This window comes from Pseudomonas sp. NPDC089395 (assembly GCF_044749525.1).
In the GTDB taxonomy this organism is placed as follows: Bacteria; Pseudomonadota; Gammaproteobacteria; order Pseudomonadales; family Pseudomonadaceae; genus Aquipseudomonas.
The window spans coordinates 44,314-65,044 of sequence record NZ_JBIVID010000002.1 but is presented as its reverse complement, the minus strand read 5'-3'; the positions used below and the strand labels follow the sequence as shown (position 1 = coordinate 65,044).

Below are 20,731 nucleotides of genomic sequence, written 5' to 3'. Positions count from 1 at the left end.
CAGATGCCGACCTAGACTCTCCGGATCGTTCATCCGAGTGCTTGCCCATGACCGCCTCGCCCCTGCTCACCGCCTTCCTGCCCCTGGCCTTGGGCATCATCATGCTCGGCCTGGGCTTGTCGCTGACCCTGGCCGACTTCGCTCGGGTGGTGAAATACCCCAAACCTGTGGTGGTCGGGCTGGTATGTCAGATTCTGCTGCTGCCTTTTCTCTGTTTCCTGATCGCCAACGGCTTTGGCCTGGAGTCGGCGCTGGCGGTTGGCCTGATGCTGCTGGCAGCGTCACCGGGCGGCACCACCGCCAACCTGTTCAGTCACCTCGCCCACGGTGACGTGGCGCTGAACATCACCCTGACAGCGGTCAACTCGCTGATCGCGATCCTGACCATGCCCTTGCTGGTGAACCTGTCGCTGAGCTGGTTCATGGCCTCCGACCAAGCCATACCGCTACAGTTCGCCAAGGTCATGCAGGTGTTCGCCATCGTCCTGCTGCCGGTGGTGCTGGGGATGCTGATTCGTCGCTGGACGCCAGCGTTTGCCGCGCGCATGGAAAAACCGATGAAGTTGGTGGCCGCGTTGTTCCTGGCCTTCACCATTGTCCTGGCGATGGCCAAGGACTGGCAGACGGTGGTCGAGTACGCCCCGGTGGTCGGTCTGGCGGCCTTGGTGTTCAACCTGATCAGCCTGACGGTAGGTTACTGGGTGCCGCGTTTGCTCAGCATTCCCAAGCGTCAGGCCATCGCCATCGGCATGGAGATCGGCATCCACAATGGCACCCTGGCGATCGCCCTGGCCTTGAGCCCGTCACTGCTGAACAACGCCACCATGGCGGTGCCGGCGGCGCTGTACAGCCTGATCATGTTCTTTACCGCTGCTGCGTTCGGCTGGTGGGTGAGCCGTGGGCCTGCTGGCGTGGAGGTCCCCGCCAAGGGGGAAGCGGCCAACTGACGCTCAGGCGCGGTCGCGTCGAGCCTGCAACTGGCGCTTGAGGACCTTCAGGGGCGGCGCATAGAAAAAGCCGAACGACACACTGCCGGTACGGCCCTTGATCGCGTGATGCAGCCGGTGGGCGCGATGCAGGCGCTTGAGGTAGCGGTTCACCGGTCGTGGCTGGCGCGGCCAGTGACGATGGAAGAAACCGTCATGCGCCAGCACGTACAGCACCCCGTAGCCTGCCACGCCCGCGCCGACCCACTGCAGCGGTGCGTGGCCGGCCTTGCCCAGCGCCACCAGCGCGGTAGCGATCAGGCCCAGGGCCACCAGGTACAGGTCGTTGGTTTCGAGCATGCCCAGCTGCGGTTCATGGTGCGAACGGTGCAGCCACCAGCCCCAGCCATGCATGATGTACTTGTGCGCCAGCGTGCCGACACCTTCCATGGCCACCAGGGTGCCGAGCAGCACGAGGAAATTGAACAGCATGTGACGGTCCGGGTGAAGGTGAAAAGTGCCGCAAGGGTACCGATTGCCCGCCTTTTTTTCCATGCGGCAGTGACCGGTTGTAGGGCATTTCTCGATTAAGCCATTGTCATCTTTCTGCCCTTGACCCCGCTTGCTGCGGTGCGTAAGGTCCGCGTCGCAATTTCGCACCCCTGCACAGGAGTCCTGCATTGGACAGTAGCCCCAGTCGCTTGCGACAGGCCCACTCGGCGAGCTAGTCCGGCAGCGTCCTGCCACTGTCTCGCCCCTGGCCAGACGGTGGAATTTCTCCCAGCCCCTTGCGGCTGCATTCCCCTCTCCCCTTTGTGGTCCTGCGCATTTCTGGTTTTTCATAACCACGCCATCGACATGGCGTTCGAGCGGGCATTAGCCCCGCGCTAGAGGTTTGCTATGGATTGGAAAGTCTTTCTGCTGCGTGTCAGCATTGCCCTGCTGCTCGGTGCCCTGATCGGTGCCGAGCGCCAACTGCGCCAGCGCCTCACCGGCCTGCGCACCAACGCGCTGGTCAGCACCGGCGCCTGCCTTTTCGTATTGATGACCCAGGCTGTGCCGGGCATGGCCCCCACCGACGCTTCACGCGTTGCCGCCTACGTGGTTTCGGGCATCGGCTTCCTGGGGGGCGGCGTGATCATGCGCGACGGTTTCAATGTGCGCGGCCTGAACACCGCCGCCACCCTCTGGTGCACCGCGGCGGTCGGCGTCCTGTGCAGCCTTGGCCTGCTGCTGGAGGCAACCCTGGGTAGCCTGGTGGTGCTGTGCGCCAACATCCTGCTGCGCGACATCGCCCAGCGCCTGGATCGCCAGGAAGTGTTGCCGGCCAGTGAAGTCGAACAACGGTTCGAGGTGCGTGTCGTCTGCCGCGCCGAGGACGAAATCCAGGTGCGCAGCCTGATGCTGCACAGCCTGGGCGACCCCGAGCTGCGCCTGCAGTCACTGCATAGCGAAGACCTGCCCAACCCAGCCCGCCTGGAAGTGCGCGCCGAGCTGCTGGGCAACCCGCAGGCGCCGGCGCAACTGGAGCGCCTGGTCAGCCGAGTGAGCTTGGAAAAAGGCGTAAGCTCGGTGCGCTGGCAACTGCAGCCACAGGCGATGACGACGGATTGAGGAACGCATGATGCTTGTACGCCCTGCCCGCCACGAAGATGTACCACACCTCATGACCATTGAGCGCTCCGCCGCGCAAGCGTTCGCCCAACGCCCTGAACTGGCGTGGCTGGCCCAAGGTGAAGTGCTGGATGGGGCTACGCACCAGGCATTCATCGATTCACGTTGCAGCTGGGTGGCAGAAAAAGCTCAGGGCCAGTTACTGGGCTTTATCTGTGCCAGCCTCCAGGACCAGGCGTTGCATATCGAAGAACTGTCCGTGCGCCTGGAGGCCCAGGGCCAAGGCATCGGGAGACGCCTGCTGGATGAGGTAGTTGCTGTTGCCCGCCGCAGTGGCCTGCAGCAACTGACCCTGACCACCTTCACCGATGTGCCCTGGAATGCGCCTTTCTATGCACGCTACGGCTTCGAAGTGAGTGCCCACGACCAACTGAGTGCGAGGTTGAGCGCTGTGATGGCCGGCGAGCGCGCGCAGGGGCTGGAGGCCCGATGCGCCATGCAACTGACTTTGCGTTGATGCCCGCTTTCGCGGCTTCCAGTGAGCGTTGCAGCGGCGCATCGTTCAACACCCACGCAGCGCTCACTGCCCTTTATCGGCTGCCTGGCCTTGGGCCAACTGTGCACGGCAGGCCTTGAGCGACTCATCACGCTTGAGCAATTCGTCTTTCAGGTATTGCAACTGCCGCCCCTGCTCCGCACAGATACTGCGTTTGTCTTCCAGGCTCTGCTCCTGCGCCTGCAATTGCCGGCGCATTTCTTCGCTGGCGCCCTGGGCCTGGGCCAGGATCGTGCGCAAGCCCTGGATCTGCGCATCGCGTTGTTCCAGCAGTTGGTCCTGTACCTGACGCTCGCTGCTGGCCTGGCGGTGTTCGCCGAGCAGGCGCTCGTTGTCGCGGTGCAGGCGGGTCAACTCGTCCTGCTTGACGATCATGCCCTGCTGCAACTGACGCAGTTCGACCTGCAGCTGCTGCACCTGGGCTTCGTGACGCCGTTGTTCTTGCTCGCGCTGCTCGCGGCTGGCCGTGCGGTAGTGCTCCAGGGCATCGCGGGCGTGCCGGTGCTTTTCTTCCAGCGAGCGCACCTGCTCGTCCTTGTCGGTCAGGCGCACCTGCAGCTCGCCAAGCGCCTGGTTGAGGCTGGCGCTGCGCAGCTGTTCGGCCTGCAGCGTGCTGTGGGTGGAGGCCAGCCGTTCCGACTCGGCTGCCAAGGCGGCGTCCTGAATCTGCCGTTGCTGGTGAGCGGCCGCCAACGCCTCCTGGGCCAGTTGCAGTTGCGCTTCGAGCTGTTCGCGCGCTTGCTGGAATGCCGCTTCGGCTTGCTCGACGCAGGTGTCTGCCTCTTCCTGTAGCTGCGTTGCCAGTTGTGCCACCAGCTTCGACAAGGGTTCGCTGAGCGCCGCTGTGCCCTGGAGTGCGGCCGGCTTCAGTTCTTCGAGCTCCTTGAGGTAGCGATGGATGGTGGTCTTGGAACCCGTATTACCCAATTGGATACGTACCGCATCGATGCTCGGGTGTTCGCCCCGGGCGATCAGCACCTGCCTTGCTTGTTGCACTACCGCCTTGTTGATGCCGCCCCGGGCCATGATCGCTCCTACGATTTCGTACCGTGTTACGTATTATGTAATTACAGGTGTATTTTGTCTTTTATCAACGAAATACTCAATCCATTTCTATCAATGAATAATCACGGCTTATCGTATGTGAATGTTCGGATTGACAAAATTTCGCCGCTGATCTGCATGCATAAAAAAACCCGGCCCTGAAACCACGGGGCCGGGTATGTCGGCAAAACGCCGACCAGCGTCGATGTTCAGTCGCGCGCAAGCGTGTCTGGGCGTAGCAGCCAGGCTGCAAGCGCGGGGAGCAGCAGAACGGCGCCCAACAGGTTGACCAGGAACATGAACGCCAGCAGCACGCCCATGTCGGCCTGGAACTTCAAAGTCGAGAAAGCCCACGTCGCGATCGACAGCGTCATGGTGACCGCCGTGAACACCGAGGCAGTACCGCGCTGCTTCAGCGCTTCGACAAAGGCATCGCGCAGGCTCATCCGCCCTTCCTGCATTTCGTGCTTGATCCGTTCGAACAGGTAGATGCCGTAGTCCACGCCCACGCCGACCCCAAGCGCGACCACCGGCAAGGTGTTGACCTTCACACCGATGCCCAGCAACGCCATCAGCGCGTTGCACAGCACCGTGACCAATGCCAGAGGTACGATCACGCAGAGCGTGATGCGCCAGCTGCGGAACATCCACAGGCACAGCAGCGTGACCGAAGCGAACAGCGCACCGTTCACCAGCCGGTCGCCGGCATGCACCACTTCGTTGGTGGCGGCCATGACCCCAAGGTTGCCCGAGGCCAGCTGGAAACTGACCTGATCGTTGTCGTGGGCGGCCTTGAAGGCCTTGATCTTGTCCATCAGCGTGCTGATGGTGTCGGCCTGATGGTCGCGGGTGTAGATCGACACCGGAATCGCGTTGCAGGCACTGTTCATGTACTCGGTACCCACCCGCGTGGCAAAGCCGACGCCCTGGGCGATCTGGGCGGTGGACTCGGGCAGCACCCGCCATTTCAAGTCGGTCTCGGCGTAGGCCTGGGTAATGCTGGCGACGAAACCGGCCAGGCTGCGCACCGACGACACGCCGTCATCCTGGCGCAGGTACAGCTCCAGCTCAGCGACAGGGTCGAGCACCTCGCGCTTCACGCAAGGGGTTTCTTCATCCCCGCTGGCCCGGGCGATCACCTGCAGCAGGTCGACGCCGATGGCGAAGTCACGGGTAATCACCGCCACGTCCTGGTTGTAACGCGAGTCGGCGCGCAGTTCCGGCACGCCTGCGCCGATGTCGCCCACGTGCAGGTTGCGCGCCTCGAACAGGCCGACAGCCAGCAGCAACGCCGCGCACCCCAGTGCCCACGCTGCGCCGCGGCGGGTAGCGAGCACGCCAAGGCGCTCCCACAGCCCGGCGCCGAGCGTTTCCTTGCCGCGCAACTTGCTCGCATCGGCGGCGGACAGGCGCATGAACGACAGCAGGATGGGCAGCAGCATCTTGTTGGTGACGATCATCACCGAGACACCCAGCGTCGCAGTGATCGCCAGCTCGCGCACCATCTCGATGTCCACCAGGGCAATCACCATGAAGCCCAGGGCATTGGCCAGCAGTGCCACGGCACCCGGGATGAACAGCTTCTGGAAGCAGTTGCGCGACGCGGTCACGCCATCGGCACCGTGCAGGGTTTCCAGTTTCCAGGCGTTGGTCATCTGCACGGCATGGGAGACGCCGATGGAGAAAATCAGGAACGGTACCAGGATCGACATCGGGTCGAGGGTCAGCTCCAGTAGCGGCAGCAGGCCCAGCAGCCAGATCACCGGTACTGTCGCGCAGATCAGCGCCCAGCCGGTGAGCATCAGCGACCCGCAGTACCAGTACAGCAGAACGGCGGTAATCACGAAGGCGATGACGAAGAACACCAGCACCCCGGAGGCGCCGTCGGCGATGTCGCCGATGGACTTGGCAAAGCCGATGACGTGGATGCTGATATCGGCCGTCTGGTTCTCCTGGCGGATCTGCTCCAGGCGCTTGGCCACTTGCTGCAGGTCGAGGCGCTGTCCAGTGGCCGGGGCGGTTTCCTGCAGGTTTGCCACCACCATGGCCGAGGACAGGTCGTTGGAGACGATGCGCCCCACCCAGTCGGACTTGAGGGTGCGTTCACGGGCCTGGGCGATCTGCTGCTCGGTGCCAGCGTAGCTGGAGTCGACCAGGTTGCCGCCGGTGAAACCGTCTTCGACGACTTCGGTGTAGCGTACGTTCGAGGTGAACAACGACGTCACCGAACTGCGCTCGACACCGTCGATGAAAAAGACCTCGTCGGATACCTTGCGCAACACCGCCATAGCTTGCGGGGTGAATACCTCGCCCCGGTTGTTCTTCACCGCCACCAGCACTTTGTTGGCGCCGCCAAAGTCCTTCTGGTAGTCGAGGAAGGTCTTCATGTAGGGGTGGTGCAGCGGGATCATCTTGAAGAACCCCGCCTCCACCTTGAGGTGGCTGGCACTGTAGCCAAGCCCCAGGGTGATCAGGACGAACAGCGCGAGCAACGGCTTGCGCTGGTGAAAAATCCAGTAGGACACCCGCCCGACCAGCCCGCGGGAGAAAGCCTGGCGCGCCAGTTGGCCATCAAGGTTCTGCTGCATGCTCATCGATCATTCCTGCCCTTTGCGTGCATTCACGGTAAGCGGCATGACGCCGCGATCGCCCACGGCCAGCAGCGTGCCGTCGTCCTGTTCGAGGGCGCGGGCCAGGCTTGCCTGGGTGGAAGGCTGGGCAGCAAAGCTGCGGCCCTGGTCGTCGCTGGCCAGCAGCAAGCCGCTGTTGCCCATCAGCAGCACGCGGCCCGAGCGCAACTGCACGGCGCCGTTGAGGGCGAAGGTGGTGCCGGTCTGGCGCGGCTGCCAGGTCTGCCCGCCATCGGCGGAGTACCAGAGGTTGCCGCGCATGCCATAGATCAGCAGGCCGCCGTCCTTGAGTTGCAGGGCACCGAACAGGCTGCCCTGGTAAGGACTCTGCAGTGCCTGCCAGTGCTCGCCCTGGTCCGTGGAGCGGGCCAGGGTGCCGCTCTCGCCGACCATCAGCCAGTCGCCATTGGCCAGGGCGATGACTTGCGAGATGTGCCGGTCGAAGTCCTCGCCCAGCACGCTCAGGCGTTGCCAGGTTTGCCCCTGGTCGGTCGACAGCAGGTACAGGCCGAAGGCGCCCCAAGCCACCAACCGCCCTTCCCCCAGCGCGGCGACACCCAGCAAGGCATCCTCACCGCTGTCGGTTTCAACCGCCTGCCAGTGCAGGCCACCGTCGTCGGTACGCAGCAGTGTGCCGCCGTGGCCCACGGCAACACCTCGCTGGGGGTTGACGAAGGCCACCCCGGCCAGGGTACGGGTGGTCGAGGTGCGCACGCTTTGCCAGTCATGGGCATCGTGCGGCGAGCGCAGCACCACGCCGCGTTCGCCTACCGCGATCAGGTTTTCACCGGTGTCGGTAAGGTTGAGAAGCAGTACCCGGTCAGGACGCACGGCATCATCGGCCGCGGGCGCCTGGGCACAAACCAGTGAAACAGGCAGGCACAGGCCCGCCAACAGCAGCAGATATCGTGAAGACATGAGCGCGATTCCAGTGACCGGACGGGCCACCGTGGGTGGCCCGAGCCTGGTTCAACGAACGGAGTGGGGGTTATTTGCCCATGCGCCGAAGGGCGTCAGGCTGGAAGTCGGCGAAGCGGCCCTTGATGCCGAAGGTCCAGGGCTGGGTTTCTTCGTTGGCAAGGCCAGCCAGGTAGTAGCTGCCGTTGCTCAGGTCATGCCAGATGTTCGCCCGGTACCACGGTACCTGGGCGTCGTAGAACTGCACCAGCGGGTGCACGCCGACACGCCACAAAGTGCCACGGGTGTCATAGGCGTCACTGGCCAGCACGGTCCAGGAGTCCTCGTCGAGGTACATCACACGCTTGCCGTACACGTGCTTGGCGTCCGGGCGCAGCGTCCCCTCCACCACCCACACCCGGTGCAGTTCATAGCGCATGTAGTCGGGGTTGGGTGTATTGGCCGTCAGCACATCCTTGTACTTCACCTCCTTGGCGCCGAGCTTGTAGTCGTTGTAGGGCACGTACATTTCACGCTTGCCGACCAGTTTCCAATCGAAGCGGTCGGGCGCGCCGTTGTAGCCATCGAAGTCGTCGGTTACCCGCAGCCCTTCGGTGCCATCGTTGACATTGTCGTAGGCCAGGTCCGGCGCGCGCCGCACACGGCGCTGGCCGACGTTGTAGATCCACGCCGAGCGCACTTCCTGGACCTGATCGATCGGCTCGTGCACCAGTTGCACGGTACCGGCCAGCGTGGCCGGCGAGATGAAGCGTGCCGAATAGTTGAGCAGGCGGTTGTCCGACGCTTTGTCCATGTTGGCATCGAACACGCGGTTTTCCTGGATGCGCAGGGTGTAGTAGTCACCGCTGCCGCGTACCGGGAACGAGGCATAGGTGCGTTGCAGGCCGCCACCCAGGTAACGCAGGTTGTGGTTCCAGATGGCTTCCAGGCCGTTCTGCGGAATCGGGAATGGCGTGGTGGTGCCATTGAGCTGGCTGACGCCGAAGCCGTTGAGCTGGGCGTGCACCGCCTCCTGGCGGACCTTGGCGGCGATGTCCGGCGGGACTGCAGCGGTGCGGTGGCTGGGGTACACCGGCATCCGGAACGCCGGGTACTTCGCCAGCAACGCCTGCATCCCGGGCGTGACCTTGTCCTTGTACTGCGCCAGGTTGGCGGCGGTGATGGTGAACAGCGGCTTTTCGTTGGCAAACGGGTCGACGTAACCCTGGACAGGGCTCCAGCCTGCCGGCGGCTGGGTCATGCCGCCGGTATAAGGTGGAATCGTGCCGTCGGCGTTGCCGGCCTTCTCGCCACCCAGTGGCGTCAGGTCGTTGCCCAGGCGCGCGGCCTGTTGCTCGCTGATCTGGGCCTGAGCCTGGCTGCACCAGGCCAGCAGGATGGCCGCTGCAAGGCCGCCCAGGCGTGCGGCGCGGAGTGTCTTGTTCATCGATGTCACCTCTTGTTGTTGTTCTGTCAGAAGCTGTAGCTGTAACTGGCGGCGTAGAAATCGCGGTCGTGGAGGGGGTCGTATTCGGCACTGTTGTCGAAACTGACGTAGCTGAAATCGAGCTTGTGCTGCTTGTTGTAATCGAAGCTGATACCCAGGGCGGAGGTGATGCGGCCTTCGTTGAACTGGCCATCGGCCGACACGCCATCGACATCCTGGCCGAAGAAGGCATAGGGCGACGCCGTCACGCTGGTGCCGAAGACGTTGTTGTAATCGAGCTGCCCGCGCAGGCGATAACCCCAGGCGAAGTCGGTGATGTAGCCGTCGTTCTTGCAACCGGCGGGGCTCGCGTTGACCAATCCGGCCACCGGGTTGCTGCAGGTGCTGCCACCGGCGGGAATGGTCGGGGAAGAGCCCAGCCCGTAGATGAAGCCGCGTCCGTAGCGACGATCGCCCTCCCCTTGAGGCACGTTGTTCCACTGCAAGCCTGCTTCGGCCACCACGGTCAGGTTGTCGGCCTTGAGCACGTTGGGGAACACGTTGACGCCGTTGACCTGGAACTGGGTCTTCTCATAGCGATCCCAGCCGGCGGTGAACGGCGAACTGTTCAGGCGCACTTGCTGCAGCAGGTCGGCCGCCGGGCCGATACCGGCCAGGGCACCGTTGAGCAGGTCGGCGCCGTTGATCTGCACCGGCTGGTTCGGCGAATAGCTCAGCTCCGAGCCGATCGACCAGCCCGCCAGGGTGGTGCTGAAGCTCAGGCCGAACAGGCGAATGTCCTCGGGGTATTCCCAGCTCGGCCCGACGAACTGACCGTTGGCATTGCGGGCGGTTGGCGTGCCGGCGTCGGGAAACTCCGACAGCCTCGCCGAGTCGGTGCTGCGCAGGCCCAGGTACGGCGTGCGCGAATGGTAGTTGAGGTAGTAAAGGCCGACTTCGCCATCCAGCGCATCGACCGGCAGGCGTAGCGCCACGCCCCATTGGCCGCTGTCGTGCGGGTCCTTGCCCTTGACCTCCGGCAGGTAGGCGCCGGCGGCGATCTTGTCTGGCGAAGAAGGATTGGTGCCGCCAAGGAACGTACCCAGCTCGCAGTCACCGTAGTCTTGCCCAACGCCACTCTCGGTGACCGACCAGTAGTGGCCGCAACCTTCGATGGCGGTGCTCTCGTACTTGAGCTGGTAGAAAGCCTCCAGCGAGACACCGGCCGGCAGGCCGATGTTCATGTAGGCCATCCATACCGGAATCAGCGCTTCCTTGAGCTCGGTGCCTGGACGACGCAACGCCGGCACGTCCAGCGGGTTGATCTGGTTGATGCCCTGGATGAACACGCTCTCGCCCCAGTTCACCACCTGGCGGCCCAGACGCACCTGGACGGGGGTTTCTTCAAGGTAGAAGGTGTTGTAGGCATAGGCGTCGAGCAGGTACACACCGCTGAACTTCTGAAGGTCCGCGGTACCGTCGTCGTTCAGGGGTTTCTTGCGATAGCCATTGTTGGCACTGCCGAAATTCACGTCCTCGTCCTTGAGGGCCTCGTCGTACCAACCCTTGACCCGCACCAGACCGCCCATGTCGCCGTTGCGCAGCGACAGGTCGGTGACGAACTTGGCGACGCTACTGAATCGGTCGCCCTTGTCGTAGTTCAGGTTGCCCGCATCCACCGATCCGCCGGTGCCACCGGACTTGCCCCGCAGCGCACCGTTGGCGGCGCTGAACAGGTCGTGGTCCTGGTTTTCGGCGCGCCACTGCGAGCCGACCGACAATGTGGTGTTCCATTCCCCTTCCCAGCCGTTCTCCAGTTGAAACGGCAGCGCCTGCGCGGCACCGGCGCTGGCCAGGGCGACGGCCACGGCCAGCGGCGTGAAGAGGTAGCGACCAAACGCGTTCTTGTTGTTGTGCATGCAGGTCTCCGGTACCGCCCTTGCCGCGGCGGGAGGTTGCGACCCGCCAGGTGAGCGTTCTTGTTGGTTTGCCCAAGCATGCCCAGCAGTGCGCCGGAATCATTTGTCGGTGGATGTCAGGCTTTTGTCATTTGCCGTCAGCCGTGGATTTTTTCTGTTGCCACAGGTAAAAACTGGCGAGGATGAAGCGCAGATGATCGGTTCCGCTCAGAAGAAGTCGAAAAACCATGACAGCCTTGATCAAGATCACCTCGCTCACGGGCTTCCCGGAACTGGTACGGGAGTTGGGCGGCGACCCCGACAGCCTGCTGCAGCAGATGCAGATCGATCCGCGGCAACTGGACAATGTCGCCGCGGTGATTCCCTACCGCGCCATGATCAACCTGCTCGAGCGCTGTGCCGAGCAGCTCGATTGCGTGGATTTCGGCCTGCGCCTGGCCGAGCGGCAGAGCTTGTTGATCCTTGGCCCTGTGGCGGTGGTGGGGCAAAACGCGCGCAATGTTGCCGAAGCGGTGGGGGCCATCACCCGCTTCCTGCACACGTACAGCCCTGGGGTGCTGGTGTACCTGGACTGCGAAAGCGACCCGGCACGCCCGCACCTGGTCTACGAAATGCGCCTGCGCCCTGCCCCGCGCCAGACACAGATCATCGAGTTGTCCCTGGGGGTGATGTTCAAGGCGCTGCAGATGCTCTACGGCCCGGGGTTCCGGCCACATTCTGTGCTGTCGCGCACCGAGGCGCGCCTGCCCCAGAGCCGCTACCAGCGGTTCTTCGGTGCGCGCACCTACTTTGGCCAGGCGCAGAACGCGCTGGTGCTGCTGCCGGAGCACCTGGAAAAAACCATCGACCAGCACAACCGGCAGTTGCATGACACGCTGATGGACTACATCAGCAACCTCAGTGCCCACAACCCGCTGGAAGTGCACAGCCAGGTCGATGCCGCCATCCGCCGCCTGCTGCCCACCCAGCGCTGCGCCCTGCCGCTGATTGCCGAGCAACTGGGCATGCGCGAGCGCTCCCTGCAGCGGCGCCTGGCCGAGCACGATCTGGTCTTCGAGGACATGGTCGAGGGGGTGCGACGCGAGCAGGCCGAGTTGTACCTGGCCGAGGCACACATGCCCATGGCACAGATCGCCGGGCTGCTCGGTTACGCCGAGCAGAGCTCGTTCAACCGGGCCTGCCGGCGCTGGTACGGGCTGTCGCCACGCGAGCGGCGCGTGCAATTGCGCGCCGCCGCGTCATTGGCCACTCAGGGGTAAGTGATCATGATCTTGGCGTGCTGGTCCGGTTGGGCCAGCGTGGCGAAGGCCTCGTTCACGCCTTCCAGGGTCACCCGCGCGGTGATCATCGGCGCGCCGTCGAGCTTGCCGTCCGCCAGGGCATTGAGCGTCTCGGCGAACTCTTCGTGGGTATAGCCGAAGGAGAAATGCACGTTCATTTCCTTGCCGATGGCGATCAAAGGTTCGATCCGGTCACTCTCCATGCATACCCCGACCACGATCAGGCGCGAACGCGGCGGTGCGTGCTGGATCACCTGCTGGATCAGCCCCGGCACGCCAACGCACTCGAACACCACGCAGGGCTTGGGTTGCGGCCCAAGGCCCAGCAGCGCCATCGGCCCGTTGATGTCATAACCCGCCGGTGCTGCCACCTGCAACCAGGACGTATAGGGCGACTGCTGCGCGGGATCGACCACCACATCGGCGCCCATGCGTTCGGCCAGGGCACGCCGTGCCGGGCTGAAGTCCGCCGCCACCACCGGGCCGATGCCGCGCGACTTGAGGATGGCGATCAATGCCAGACCGATCGGGCCACACCCTATCACCACCGGTACTTCGCTACCGTCCAGGCGGGCGCGGTTCACCGCGTGGGCGGCGACCGTCAGCGGCTCGGTCAGGGCCGCCAGGTCCGCAGGCAGGTCGCCCGGCACGGCCAGCAACATGGGTTCGGCCAGTACCATCTGCTCGCCATAACCGCCGGGGTAGCGGTTGGAGTAGCCGATATGGTGAAAGGCCTGTGCGTCGACCACGAACGGCAGCGAGCACACCCGGGTGCCGACTTTGAAGCGTTTGTCGCTGCCGGGCCCGTGGTCGAGGATCTCGCCGCAGAACTCGTGGCCGAATACCACGTCCTGACGATCGTCGAAGGCGATGGGGATGTTGCCGCGCTTGAAATTGGCCAGCACCTTTTCACAGTGGTGGAACATGTGCAGGTCCGAACCGCAGATACCGCACGCCAGGGTCTTGACCAGCACTTCGCCGGCTCCGGGCCGGGGGGGTGCCAACTGCTCGATGCGCAGCTGTTTTTCGCGCATGACGACAGCTTTCATGGTGTCTCTCCTTGTTCGGTTGCGGGCCGTGCCTGCGCAGGCCCGCCGCAGTGTCAATGCAACTGGCCGACTTCGCGCAGCCAGGACTCGGATCGGCGCAGGCCTTCTTCAAGGCTGACCTTCGGCGCGTAGCCCAGCAGCAGGCGCGCCTTGTCGATGGAAATGCCGCCCGTGCGGGAAAACATGTACATGGCATCCGGGCTGATTTCATTGGGGCGCCTGAGCAGTCGGTTGAACTGCCAGATGCCCCGGGTGAGCCACGTTGCCAGCCACAAGGGCAGGCTGGGCGGCCTTCCGGAGCGCCCCGCCCAGCGCCAGTGATGGGTGAAGAACTCGGCGCAACTGACAGACTCCGCCGCACTGACGTGGAAGATCTGGCCCTTGGCCTGCTCCAGGCCCGCCGCCAGCATGACGCCGTCCAGCAGGTCGTCGATGTACACCGGCGTCCATCGCCCGCGGCCACCGTTGGGCAGGATCAACGCACCGGACCTTGCCATCTTCAGCGGTTCGCTCAGCCAGGCACGGGAGCCTGGTCCATACACATCGCCGGGCCTGACGATGGTGCAGTCGATTTCCCCCGCTGCATGGGCCGCCAGCACCAGGTGCTCGCTGGCGCCCTTGGCCACGCCGTAGCGGTACTGCTCACCGATGACCACGTCGCAGCGTTCGTCGGCCTGGTCAGGGTACTGCCAGCCCAGCGCGGCGATGGAGGAGAACTGCACGAAGCGCTTGGCCCCGGCGGCAATGGCGACGTCCAGGCAATTGCGCACACCGCGCACGGAGATGTCGCGATAGTCCTGCCAGGGGGCTGCCAGCGAGACCACCGCCGCCGTGTTGATGAACAGCTCGCAGCCGCGGGCGGCATCTGCCCATTGCTGCGGCCGGGTAAGGTCGCCGGCCACCACCGCATTGGCAGGGTCCGCGCGCAGGTCCATGCCGTGCACTTCAGCCCCCAGGGCACGGTAACGCTTGGCCAGGGCCTGGCCGATGAAGCCATTGGCCCCGGTAATGAAGACCGAGCGGGGTACATCAGGGCTTTGCCCCTGTGCCCCGGTCGGCATTGCAGGATTGATCATCGAGCGTGCTCCAGCAATCGTCGTGAAGGCGGCTCAGCCTGCGGTGTAGCCGGCGTGGCCGGGGCGGATGTAGCGTGCTGGCTGCAGGCCGCGCTCCCTGACCAGGCGCTCGATGATCTGCATGATGTCGCTGGCGTCCATGACGTTGACGAAGTTGCCGTCCTGGTCGAAGTTGATGTTCGCGCCATGCACCACCATCAGGGTTTCGGTGGGTTCGGTGTTGTCGGCCGGCACGCTGAAGGTATGGATCGAGCCACCCGGCTCATACAGGTAGCAGCCGGCGGTCTGCGGCTGGTCCGGGTATTCGACGTAGTTCCAGCGGCCTGTCAGGGTGAACAGGTGCACGGGGCCGGTGTGGTAGTGGCAAGGCAGACGCACCCCGGGCTGGAAGATCACGCGCAAGGTCCACACCCCAAGGTTCGGGTCCAGGTACAGCGGTTGCACGTCGACACCCGGGAAGTAAGGCGCGAGGGCGTTCTCGTAGACCGGCAGCTCATGGGTATTGAGGGTGAGCAGTTCCTTGTGATCGAACACTGGCGTAGGCATTGGCATTGTTATTCTCCTCAGGCGGCGTCTGGCCGGAGCGCGACATGCGCTCTGTGGCCATCTTGCTGGCGTGTCGGCGCAGAGAATTGCCATTTGCCGTCACTCAGTTGGCATTTGCCGCCAACCGCCCGAACAGGCCTGCCAGCCCCGCCAACGGGCCCTCCATGGTCACCCCGGCCAGGGTTGGTTTCTTGTCATTTGCCGCCGCGAACTTGTCCTTTCATGCCAGCTTAAAATTCAGCCGCAGCGGCTTTACCTGGCTGTTTACAGGTGGTCAAGCCCGGTGTTACCAAACAACAAACCAACAAAAAGGAACGCCCGTGAAACGTTCAGTGCTTGCCGCCTCCGTGTTCTCGCTGGCCCTGCCGGCCTTCGCCCAGATACCCGACAAACTGGCCGAGGATGCCTACCTCTACGGCTACTCCATGGATGAGGCCTACACGTTCTTCCATGAGACGGCGGTCAAGACCGACACCCCGCTCAACCGCTTCCAGAACATCCGCCACCTGGCCGACGACACCTACACCGACCACCCCACCATCAACAACGACACCCTGCACCTGATGGGTTGGCTGGACGTCGCCGCGGAGCCGGTGATCGTCAGCGTGCCGGACATGGACAAGGGCCGTTACTGGATCCTGCACACCATGGACATGGGCCACTACACCACGTCCATGATCGGCTCGCGTACCCGTGGCAACCAGGGCGGCCACTTCATGTTCGCGGCGCAGGACTGGAAGGGCGAAGTACCGGGCAGCGTCACCGAGGTGATCCGCGTCGACTCCAACCTGGTCAAGCTGATGGGCCGGATCATGGCCACAGGTCCTGCAGACGAGAAGGTCGCGCTCGGCTACATGGACGACTGGAACGTGCGCACCCTTTCGGCATACCTGGGCGTCTCGGGCCCGAAACCCAAGCAGCGCGTTTACCTCGACCCGGCCACGAGCAACTGGCTGCAACGGGTGAACTTCCTGCTGTGTGACGGCAGCATGGGGCAAGCCGACCGCAAATGGCTGGAGCAGTACAAGGCGGTTGGCGTCGAGCCGTGCAAGACCGAGTTCACCGAGGAGCAACTGGCTGCGGCCAGGCAAGGTGAAGCACTGGGGATAAAACACATCAAGGACCTGGCACCGAAAATGACCGATGCCGGCAAGCTGCTGGGCACGCGCAAGCAACTGGCTGACGGGCCGCGAGACCTGTTCGCCGAGGGCACCTACATCGGTCAGTGGGGGCTGCCGCCCGATGAGACCGTCTACCTGCAGGCGGTCAAGGGCAGCGATGGCGAACCGATCAATGGCGCGAACGGCAAGACCTACCGTTTGCACTTCAAGGCCCCGGACGTCAGCCAGTTCTGGTCGTTCACCGTCTACGGCACGGACAACCGCTTCATGGTCCACAACGCCCTCAACCGCCACAGCCGCGGCGACCGCACGCTCAAGCCCGATGCCGATGGCAACTACACCCTGGAGCTCGCCGCCAACGGCGATGCCAGCAATCCCAACTACCTGCCGATCCCGCAGAAGGACGTCTACATCGTGCTGAGGATGTATGGCCCAAGCAAGGCCGTGCAAGGCGGCGGTTACAAGTTCCCGCAAGTCGAGGTCGTCAAGCCATGAAAAGCGCATTGCTCTGTGCTGTGTTGTTGAATGCCGGCCTCGCGCACGCCGCCGACCTGGTAACGCCGGACAATTACGCCCGCGCCGAAGTGGATGAAGCCTTTGCCAAAGTCGTCAGGGACGTGGGCAGCAACACGTTTCGCCATGATCGGGCACTGATGCCGCTGGAGAAGCAGCTCGCGGTCACCATGAACCGCGACACGGTGTATTCGTTCGGTGTGTTCTACGCGCCGCCAGGCACCACGATCACGTTGCCCAAGCCTGCAGACAATCGTTACCAGTCGGCCATGATCCTGCAGAACGACGACTACACCGACCAGGTGTTCTACGCGCCTGGCACCTTCAAGATCGAGTCGCAAACTGCATTCGTCGCCGCCGTCATACGCACCCAGGTCGACCCCAACAACCCGCAGGACATCGACAAGGTCCGGGCCCTGCAAGATGCGATCAAGGTGAGCTGGCCCGAAGGCACGGTACCCAAGGACTACCCCATCGTGGCCTGGGACCAGGCCAGCCTCAAGACCCTGCGTAGCCAGTACCAGAAGGAGGCGGCGAAACTGACCAACTTCAACGAAGCCGCAGGCCCGCGCGGCGTCGTCAAGCCGGAAATGCTCAGGCGCAGCGCTTCGGTCGCCCTGGGGCTGCTACCGGCCAGGGACGCCATGTACATCTACCGCGACTACGGCCTGAGCGGCAGCAAGTGTTATGAAGCCACCTATGCGAAACCTGAGTTTCTTGAGGGCGGGTTTTTCTCCTTCACCCTGTACGGCGCCGACAAATACCTGAAGAGCGAGCACTCCAACCTCAATGACCGAACGTTGAAGTTCAACCCGGACGGCACCGTCACCCTGCGCTTCGGGCCGAAGGCCCAGTGTGGCGAGGTGGCGAACTGGTTGCCGACGCCAGGAGACAACTGGTACCTCGGCATGCGCATCTACCGCCCCGGCGCTACGGTGCTCAGCGGCGCCTACACGATCCCCGAGCCACATGAAGTCCAGTGATCTGCCACTGAACGCTGCACCTCAACCCTCCTGGAGGCGGCTGATGAAAATGGCCAGACGCTGAGTCACCACGGGGAGCGCTGCAAGCTCCAGGGTTTCCTGGTCGCTGTGCGCCCCCGTACCCCAGGGCCCTAGCCCATCGAGCCCGGCATCGACCAGGCTGGCGACATAAGAAATGTCGGCCCCGCCACGTTCGGCAGCGGGCACCGCCTGCAGCGGCCCTCCCCCCAGCGCCTGGTTGATTTCACTGAACTGCGCGAGCAATTGACGATTGCCCGGCGTCTCGGGCATGGCCGGCATGATGTCGTTGAATCGCAGTGTGCTGGAAGTGCCGGGCAGGGACGCCGCAGCGATCTTGCGCAGCGTCTGCTCAGCCTCGCGCTGTTGGGTTTGTGACAAGAAGCGCAGGTCACCATGGACCTGGGTTTGGCCTGCGATGATGTTCTTCAGCCCCTCGGCATTGGCAGTGTTTTGCCCTATGTCCAGATTGGCGGTGCGCCCGCCTGCGAGGATGCCTGGGTTGACGGTAAGGCCAGGCTGTTGGGAAAAGGCGATGCGCATCGCTTCAAGCACTCGGGCCGTCTCATAGATCGCGCCAAAGCCAACCTGCGCCCCGAACACCAACGATGAATGCCGAGCCTGCCCATGGCTGCTCAACTGCCAGGCACTGATGCCCCTGCGCCCGGTCACCAGTCCCTGGGCAGTCGACGCAAACTCCAGGCCCAAGGCGATTTCGCTCTGCCGGGCGGCGTCGCGCAGGGCCTGCCGCGAAATCGAACTGGGCTGGGCTGCCTGTTCTTCATCGCCGACCAGCACCACGGTGATCGAGGCTTCGCTCAACCGGCCAGCCTGATCGAGGGCCTTGAGCGCGTACAGCAAGGTGACCAGCCCACCCTTGTTGTCCAGCACCCCTGGGCCGGTTGCCGTACGCTGATCGGCGGAACGCTGGAATGTCTGAAAAGGGCTCTCGGGTGCGAACACCGTGTCCAGGTGCGCGATCAGCAAGATGCGCCGTTTGCCACTGCCCAAGGTGGCGACCAGGCTACCGGCGTGGGTCATGGGTGCGGGGAGATCGACCCAGCGGGTCTGGAAGCCTAGCCGTTCGAACTGCGGCCGAAGGATTTCGCCGACCTGCTCGACACCGCGACGGTTGCCGGTGCCGCTGTTGATGTTCACCAGTTGCTCCAGCAACGCCACCTGGCTGTCGTGGTGTTGCTCGATGAAACGCACCATCGCCTGTTCGTTCAGGTTCAACGGCGCTACCGTGGCCTGGGCCATGGGCACGCAGGCCAGGGTCAGTGCCAGCAACAAAGTTCGGGCTTTCATGAAGGGCTCCGGGGCCTGGAAGAGGATCCCGGAGAGTCTGCCGCTGCACTGCAGGCCGGCAAATCGAATCAGCCTCATTCGGCTGTAGGAAATTGCCGTCCTGTAGCGCCCTTACCCGAGTGGATCAGGCCCGCAATGCATCCAACCCCATCTGCCAGAAGTCCGCTTCCAATCGCGATGCCTGGCCGAAGATACCGGCCAGTTCAACGAACCGCTGCTCGGTCATGCTCCGCGCCGCCAACTCATCGAGGTGCTTGCGCGCTGCAGCCGCCACGCCTTGGTAGGCCTCGCCGGCATATTCGCCAATCCACTCACGGTACGGATGGTTGCTCAGGTCGCCGATACGCTCGGCCAGGGTGCGGCCGATTTCGGCGTAGCCGATCACGCAGGGTGCCAGTGCCGCGTGCAGCTCCAGCAGATCGCCCGCCGCGCCGCAGTCGAGCACATAACGGGTATAGGCCACCGTGGCCTGGTGCTCGGGCGCCGCCTCGATATCGGCCTGCGACAGCCCCCAGCGGGCGCACAGGCGCAGGTGCAGTTCGGTTTCGTCGAGGATGGCCGCCAGACCGGCCTGGGCGGCACGGATATCGGCGGGCAGGCGGCTCTTGTAGGCCGCCAGCGCCCAGGCCCGGGCGAACTGGATGAGGAACAGGTAGTCCTGCACCAGGTACTGACGGAACGCAGCCTCCGGCAAGGTGCCCTCGCCCATCTGCCGGACGAAGTCATGGTCGACGTAGCTGGCCCACTCCGGCGCGGCGGCCGACTTCAGTCGCGCAAAGATATCCATGCTCATGCCTGCTCCTCATAGATGGCGTCGAAGAATGCCAGCTCCAGTGCCACGCTGCGCGAGTAGAAGTCGCTGCTCAGTGCAGCCTCCTGTGGCCCGACCCGGTCCAGTTCGGCCTGCAGGAAGGCAACGAATTCAGCGAAGGCCGGGTTGTCGTGCAGGGTGATCCACTCGGCGTGGACGAAATTGCCCGGCAGCGGCTGGGGCGCTTTGGTCGCCCAGTCGAGGTAGAGCCCTTCGGCCACGTTGAGCACCGCCAGGGCGGCGGCATACGAGCGAGTGGCCGCAGCCTCGCGCATGATCGCCTTGAAACCGGCGGTGGGCACGGTGTCTGCGGGTTCGGTACGTTGCGCCGGGCTCACGTCCAGGGCCTCGAAGGCACGCAGGAAATAGGTGTTCTCGTCGCTGCAGATCATGCCGGCGAAACGGCCCAGGCGCAGGCGTGCTTCGAAGGTGTCGGCGGTGGCGATGGCTGCGCCGAGCAAGGTCACGAAACTGTCGATGAAACGATGGTCCTGTACCAGGTAGCGGACCATGACCGGGTCCGCCACGCTGCCCTCGCAGAGTTCGCGGACGAAGCGGTGGTCAACGGCGGCTGACCAGGTCGACTGGTTCTGGTGACGCAGGATTTCGCTGAAGCGTTCGGTCATGGTGCTGTCCTCCAATGGGGTGACAGCGAGACCGTTGCAGTTGGACATGTAGCGGCCTCGCAGTAAGGCCGGCAGGAAGGCAGGTCGGTAGCCCCATCCCTTCGCCGGCATGATCCGGATCAGGTTCGAAGGGTCACCGCGCTGCAGGTGCCAGCGGTTTCTCAGCCCGTTGCCGGACTCCCCTTGGTGGCTGGAGGTATACAGGAGCATGGGGAGGATGCCAAGGCGCAGGGACCAATTTGCCCGGTCGAACCCACCGAAACTGGGCCCGAACAGCCCCATTACCGGGCTCCAATCCCCAACGCTTGCCGCTCAAGTGTTTTGCGCGCTTTACATTTTCCTAGGCTTTGTATGTCAAACCATTACAACCCAATAGGTTGGCACAGCC

At 63.9% G+C, this 20,731-nt stretch carries 18 protein-coding genes and 1 riboswitch; of the genes, 6 read left to right on the top strand and 12 right to left on the bottom strand.

Going from position 1 to position 20,731, the window contains the following annotated elements; genetic code table 11:
• Positions 1 to 47: 47 nt before the first annotated feature.
• Entirely contained in the window at positions 48 to 947 is a 900-nt protein-coding gene (locus ACIPZG_RS05265) for a bile acid:sodium symporter family protein (protein WP_400711042.1), read from the top strand.
• A 3-nt stretch (positions 948 to 950) separates the two neighbouring features.
• Here ACIPZG_RS05265 and ACIPZG_RS05260 read toward each other — a convergent pair whose 3' ends face one another.
• On the bottom strand, positions 951 to 1,418 hold the full coding sequence (locus tag ACIPZG_RS05260; RefSeq protein WP_400711039.1) for a sterol desaturase family protein: 468 nt from the start codon (positions 1,416 to 1,418) through the stop codon (positions 951 to 953).
• 408 nt (positions 1,419 to 1,826) lie between these two features.
• On the opposite strand from ACIPZG_RS05260, the gene ACIPZG_RS05255 reads away from it, so the two are divergent.
• Positions 1,827 to 2,540, top strand: a complete 714-nt coding sequence (locus ACIPZG_RS05255) for an MgtC/SapB family protein (protein ID WP_008089476.1) — start codon at positions 1,827 to 1,829, stop codon at positions 2,538 to 2,540.
• A gap of 10 nt (positions 2,541 to 2,550) precedes the next feature.
• On the top strand, positions 2,551 to 3,057 hold the full coding sequence (locus ACIPZG_RS05250) for a GNAT family N-acetyltransferase (RefSeq protein WP_400711036.1): 507 nt from the start codon (positions 2,551 to 2,553) through the stop codon (positions 3,055 to 3,057).
• A gap of 63 nt (positions 3,058 to 3,120) precedes the next feature.
• Here ACIPZG_RS05250 and ACIPZG_RS05245 read toward each other — a convergent pair whose 3' ends face one another.
• The 5 genes from ACIPZG_RS05245 to ACIPZG_RS05225 all read right to left on the bottom strand — a co-directional run bounded on the left by ACIPZG_RS05245 (position 3,121) and on the right by ACIPZG_RS05225 (position 11,012).
• Complete coding sequence (locus ACIPZG_RS05245; protein WP_400711033.1) at positions 3,121 to 4,122, bottom strand: DNA-binding protein; 1,002 nt, start codon at positions 4,120 to 4,122, stop codon at positions 3,121 to 3,123.
• A gap of 227 nt (positions 4,123 to 4,349) precedes the next feature.
• Entirely contained in the window at positions 4,350 to 6,734 is a 2,385-nt protein-coding gene (locus ACIPZG_RS05240; protein WP_400711030.1) for an RND family transporter, read from the bottom strand.
• Positions 6,735 to 6,737: 3 nt separating this feature from the next.
• On the bottom strand, positions 6,738 to 7,688 hold the full coding sequence (locus ACIPZG_RS05235; protein WP_400711027.1) for a WD40/YVTN/BNR-like repeat-containing protein: 951 nt from the start codon (positions 7,686 to 7,688) through the stop codon (positions 6,738 to 6,740).
• A 70-nt stretch (positions 7,689 to 7,758) separates the two neighbouring features.
• Complete coding sequence (locus ACIPZG_RS05230; RefSeq protein ID WP_400711024.1) at positions 7,759 to 9,114, bottom strand: DUF1329 domain-containing protein; 1,356 nt, start codon at positions 9,112 to 9,114, stop codon at positions 7,759 to 7,761.
• 26 nt (positions 9,115 to 9,140) lie between these two features.
• Positions 9,141 to 11,012, bottom strand: coding sequence for a DUF1302 domain-containing protein (locus tag ACIPZG_RS05225; RefSeq protein ID WP_400711022.1), 1,872 nt, complete (start codon positions 11,010 to 11,012; stop codon positions 9,141 to 9,143).
• Between the two features lie 227 nt (positions 11,013 to 11,239).
• Here ACIPZG_RS05225 and ACIPZG_RS05220 point away from each other — a divergent pair, with 227 nt between their 5' ends.
• A complete protein-coding gene (locus ACIPZG_RS05220; RefSeq protein WP_008089496.1) occupies positions 11,240 to 12,271 on the top strand; it encodes an AraC family transcriptional regulator in 1,032 nt (343 codons plus the stop codon).
• Here the strand turns inward: ACIPZG_RS05220 and ACIPZG_RS05215 are convergent.
• The 3 genes from ACIPZG_RS05215 to ACIPZG_RS05205 are packed head-to-tail and all read right to left on the bottom strand — an operon-like array spanning position 12,262 to position 14,969.
• Positions 12,262 to 13,341, bottom strand: coding sequence for a zinc-binding dehydrogenase (locus tag ACIPZG_RS05215; protein WP_400711019.1), 1,080 nt, complete (start codon positions 13,339 to 13,341; stop codon positions 12,262 to 12,264). The two genes, ACIPZG_RS05220 and ACIPZG_RS05215, sit on opposite strands and share 10 nt — an antisense overlap.
• A 53-nt stretch (positions 13,342 to 13,394) precedes the next feature.
• A complete protein-coding gene (locus ACIPZG_RS05210; protein ID WP_400711016.1) occupies positions 13,395 to 14,417 on the bottom strand; it encodes an NAD-dependent epimerase/dehydratase family protein in 1,023 nt (340 codons plus the stop codon).
• A gap of 33 nt (positions 14,418 to 14,450) precedes the next feature.
• The gene (locus ACIPZG_RS05205; protein ID WP_400639607.1) at positions 14,451 to 14,969 is read right to left on the bottom strand and encodes a 2,4'-dihydroxyacetophenone dioxygenase family protein; all 519 of its coding nucleotides are present in this window, start codon (positions 14,967 to 14,969) and stop codon (positions 14,451 to 14,453) included.
• 314 nt (positions 14,970 to 15,283) lie between these two features.
• On the opposite strand from ACIPZG_RS05205, the gene ACIPZG_RS05200 reads away from it, so the two are divergent.
• Together ACIPZG_RS05200 and ACIPZG_RS05195 are read left to right on the top strand one after the other, a co-directional pair.
• Entirely contained in the window at positions 15,284 to 16,579 is a 1,296-nt protein-coding gene (locus tag ACIPZG_RS05200; RefSeq protein ID WP_400711013.1) for a DUF1254 domain-containing protein, read from the top strand.
• Positions 16,576 to 17,580: a DUF1214 domain-containing protein gene (locus ACIPZG_RS05195; protein WP_400711010.1), complete on the top strand. Its 1,005-nt coding sequence runs from the start codon at positions 16,576 to 16,578 to the stop codon at positions 17,578 to 17,580. The genes ACIPZG_RS05200 and ACIPZG_RS05195 overlap by 4 nt, the downstream gene beginning before the upstream one ends.
• Before the next feature lie 21 nt (positions 17,581 to 17,601).
• Here ACIPZG_RS05195 and ACIPZG_RS05190 read toward each other — a convergent pair whose 3' ends face one another.
• From ACIPZG_RS05190 to ACIPZG_RS05180, 3 genes are all read right to left on the bottom strand, one after another.
• On the bottom strand, positions 17,602 to 18,906 hold the full coding sequence (locus tag ACIPZG_RS05190) for a M20 family metallopeptidase (protein WP_400711007.1): 1,305 nt from the start codon (positions 18,904 to 18,906) through the stop codon (positions 17,602 to 17,604).
• 124 nt (positions 18,907 to 19,030) lie between these two features.
• The gene (gene tenA, locus ACIPZG_RS05185) at positions 19,031 to 19,699 is read right to left on the bottom strand and encodes a thiaminase II (protein WP_400711004.1); all 669 of its coding nucleotides are present in this window, start codon (positions 19,697 to 19,699) and stop codon (positions 19,031 to 19,033) included.
• On the bottom strand, positions 19,696 to 20,343 hold the full coding sequence (locus tag ACIPZG_RS05180; protein WP_400711001.1) for a TenA family protein: 648 nt from the start codon (positions 20,341 to 20,343) through the stop codon (positions 19,696 to 19,698). Before ACIPZG_RS05180 ends, tenA begins: the two co-directional genes overlap by 4 nt.
• Before the next feature lie 79 nt (positions 20,344 to 20,422).
• Positions 20,423 to 20,537: riboswitch (TPP riboswitch) on the bottom strand.
• Positions 20,538 to 20,731: the final 194 nt, after the last annotated feature.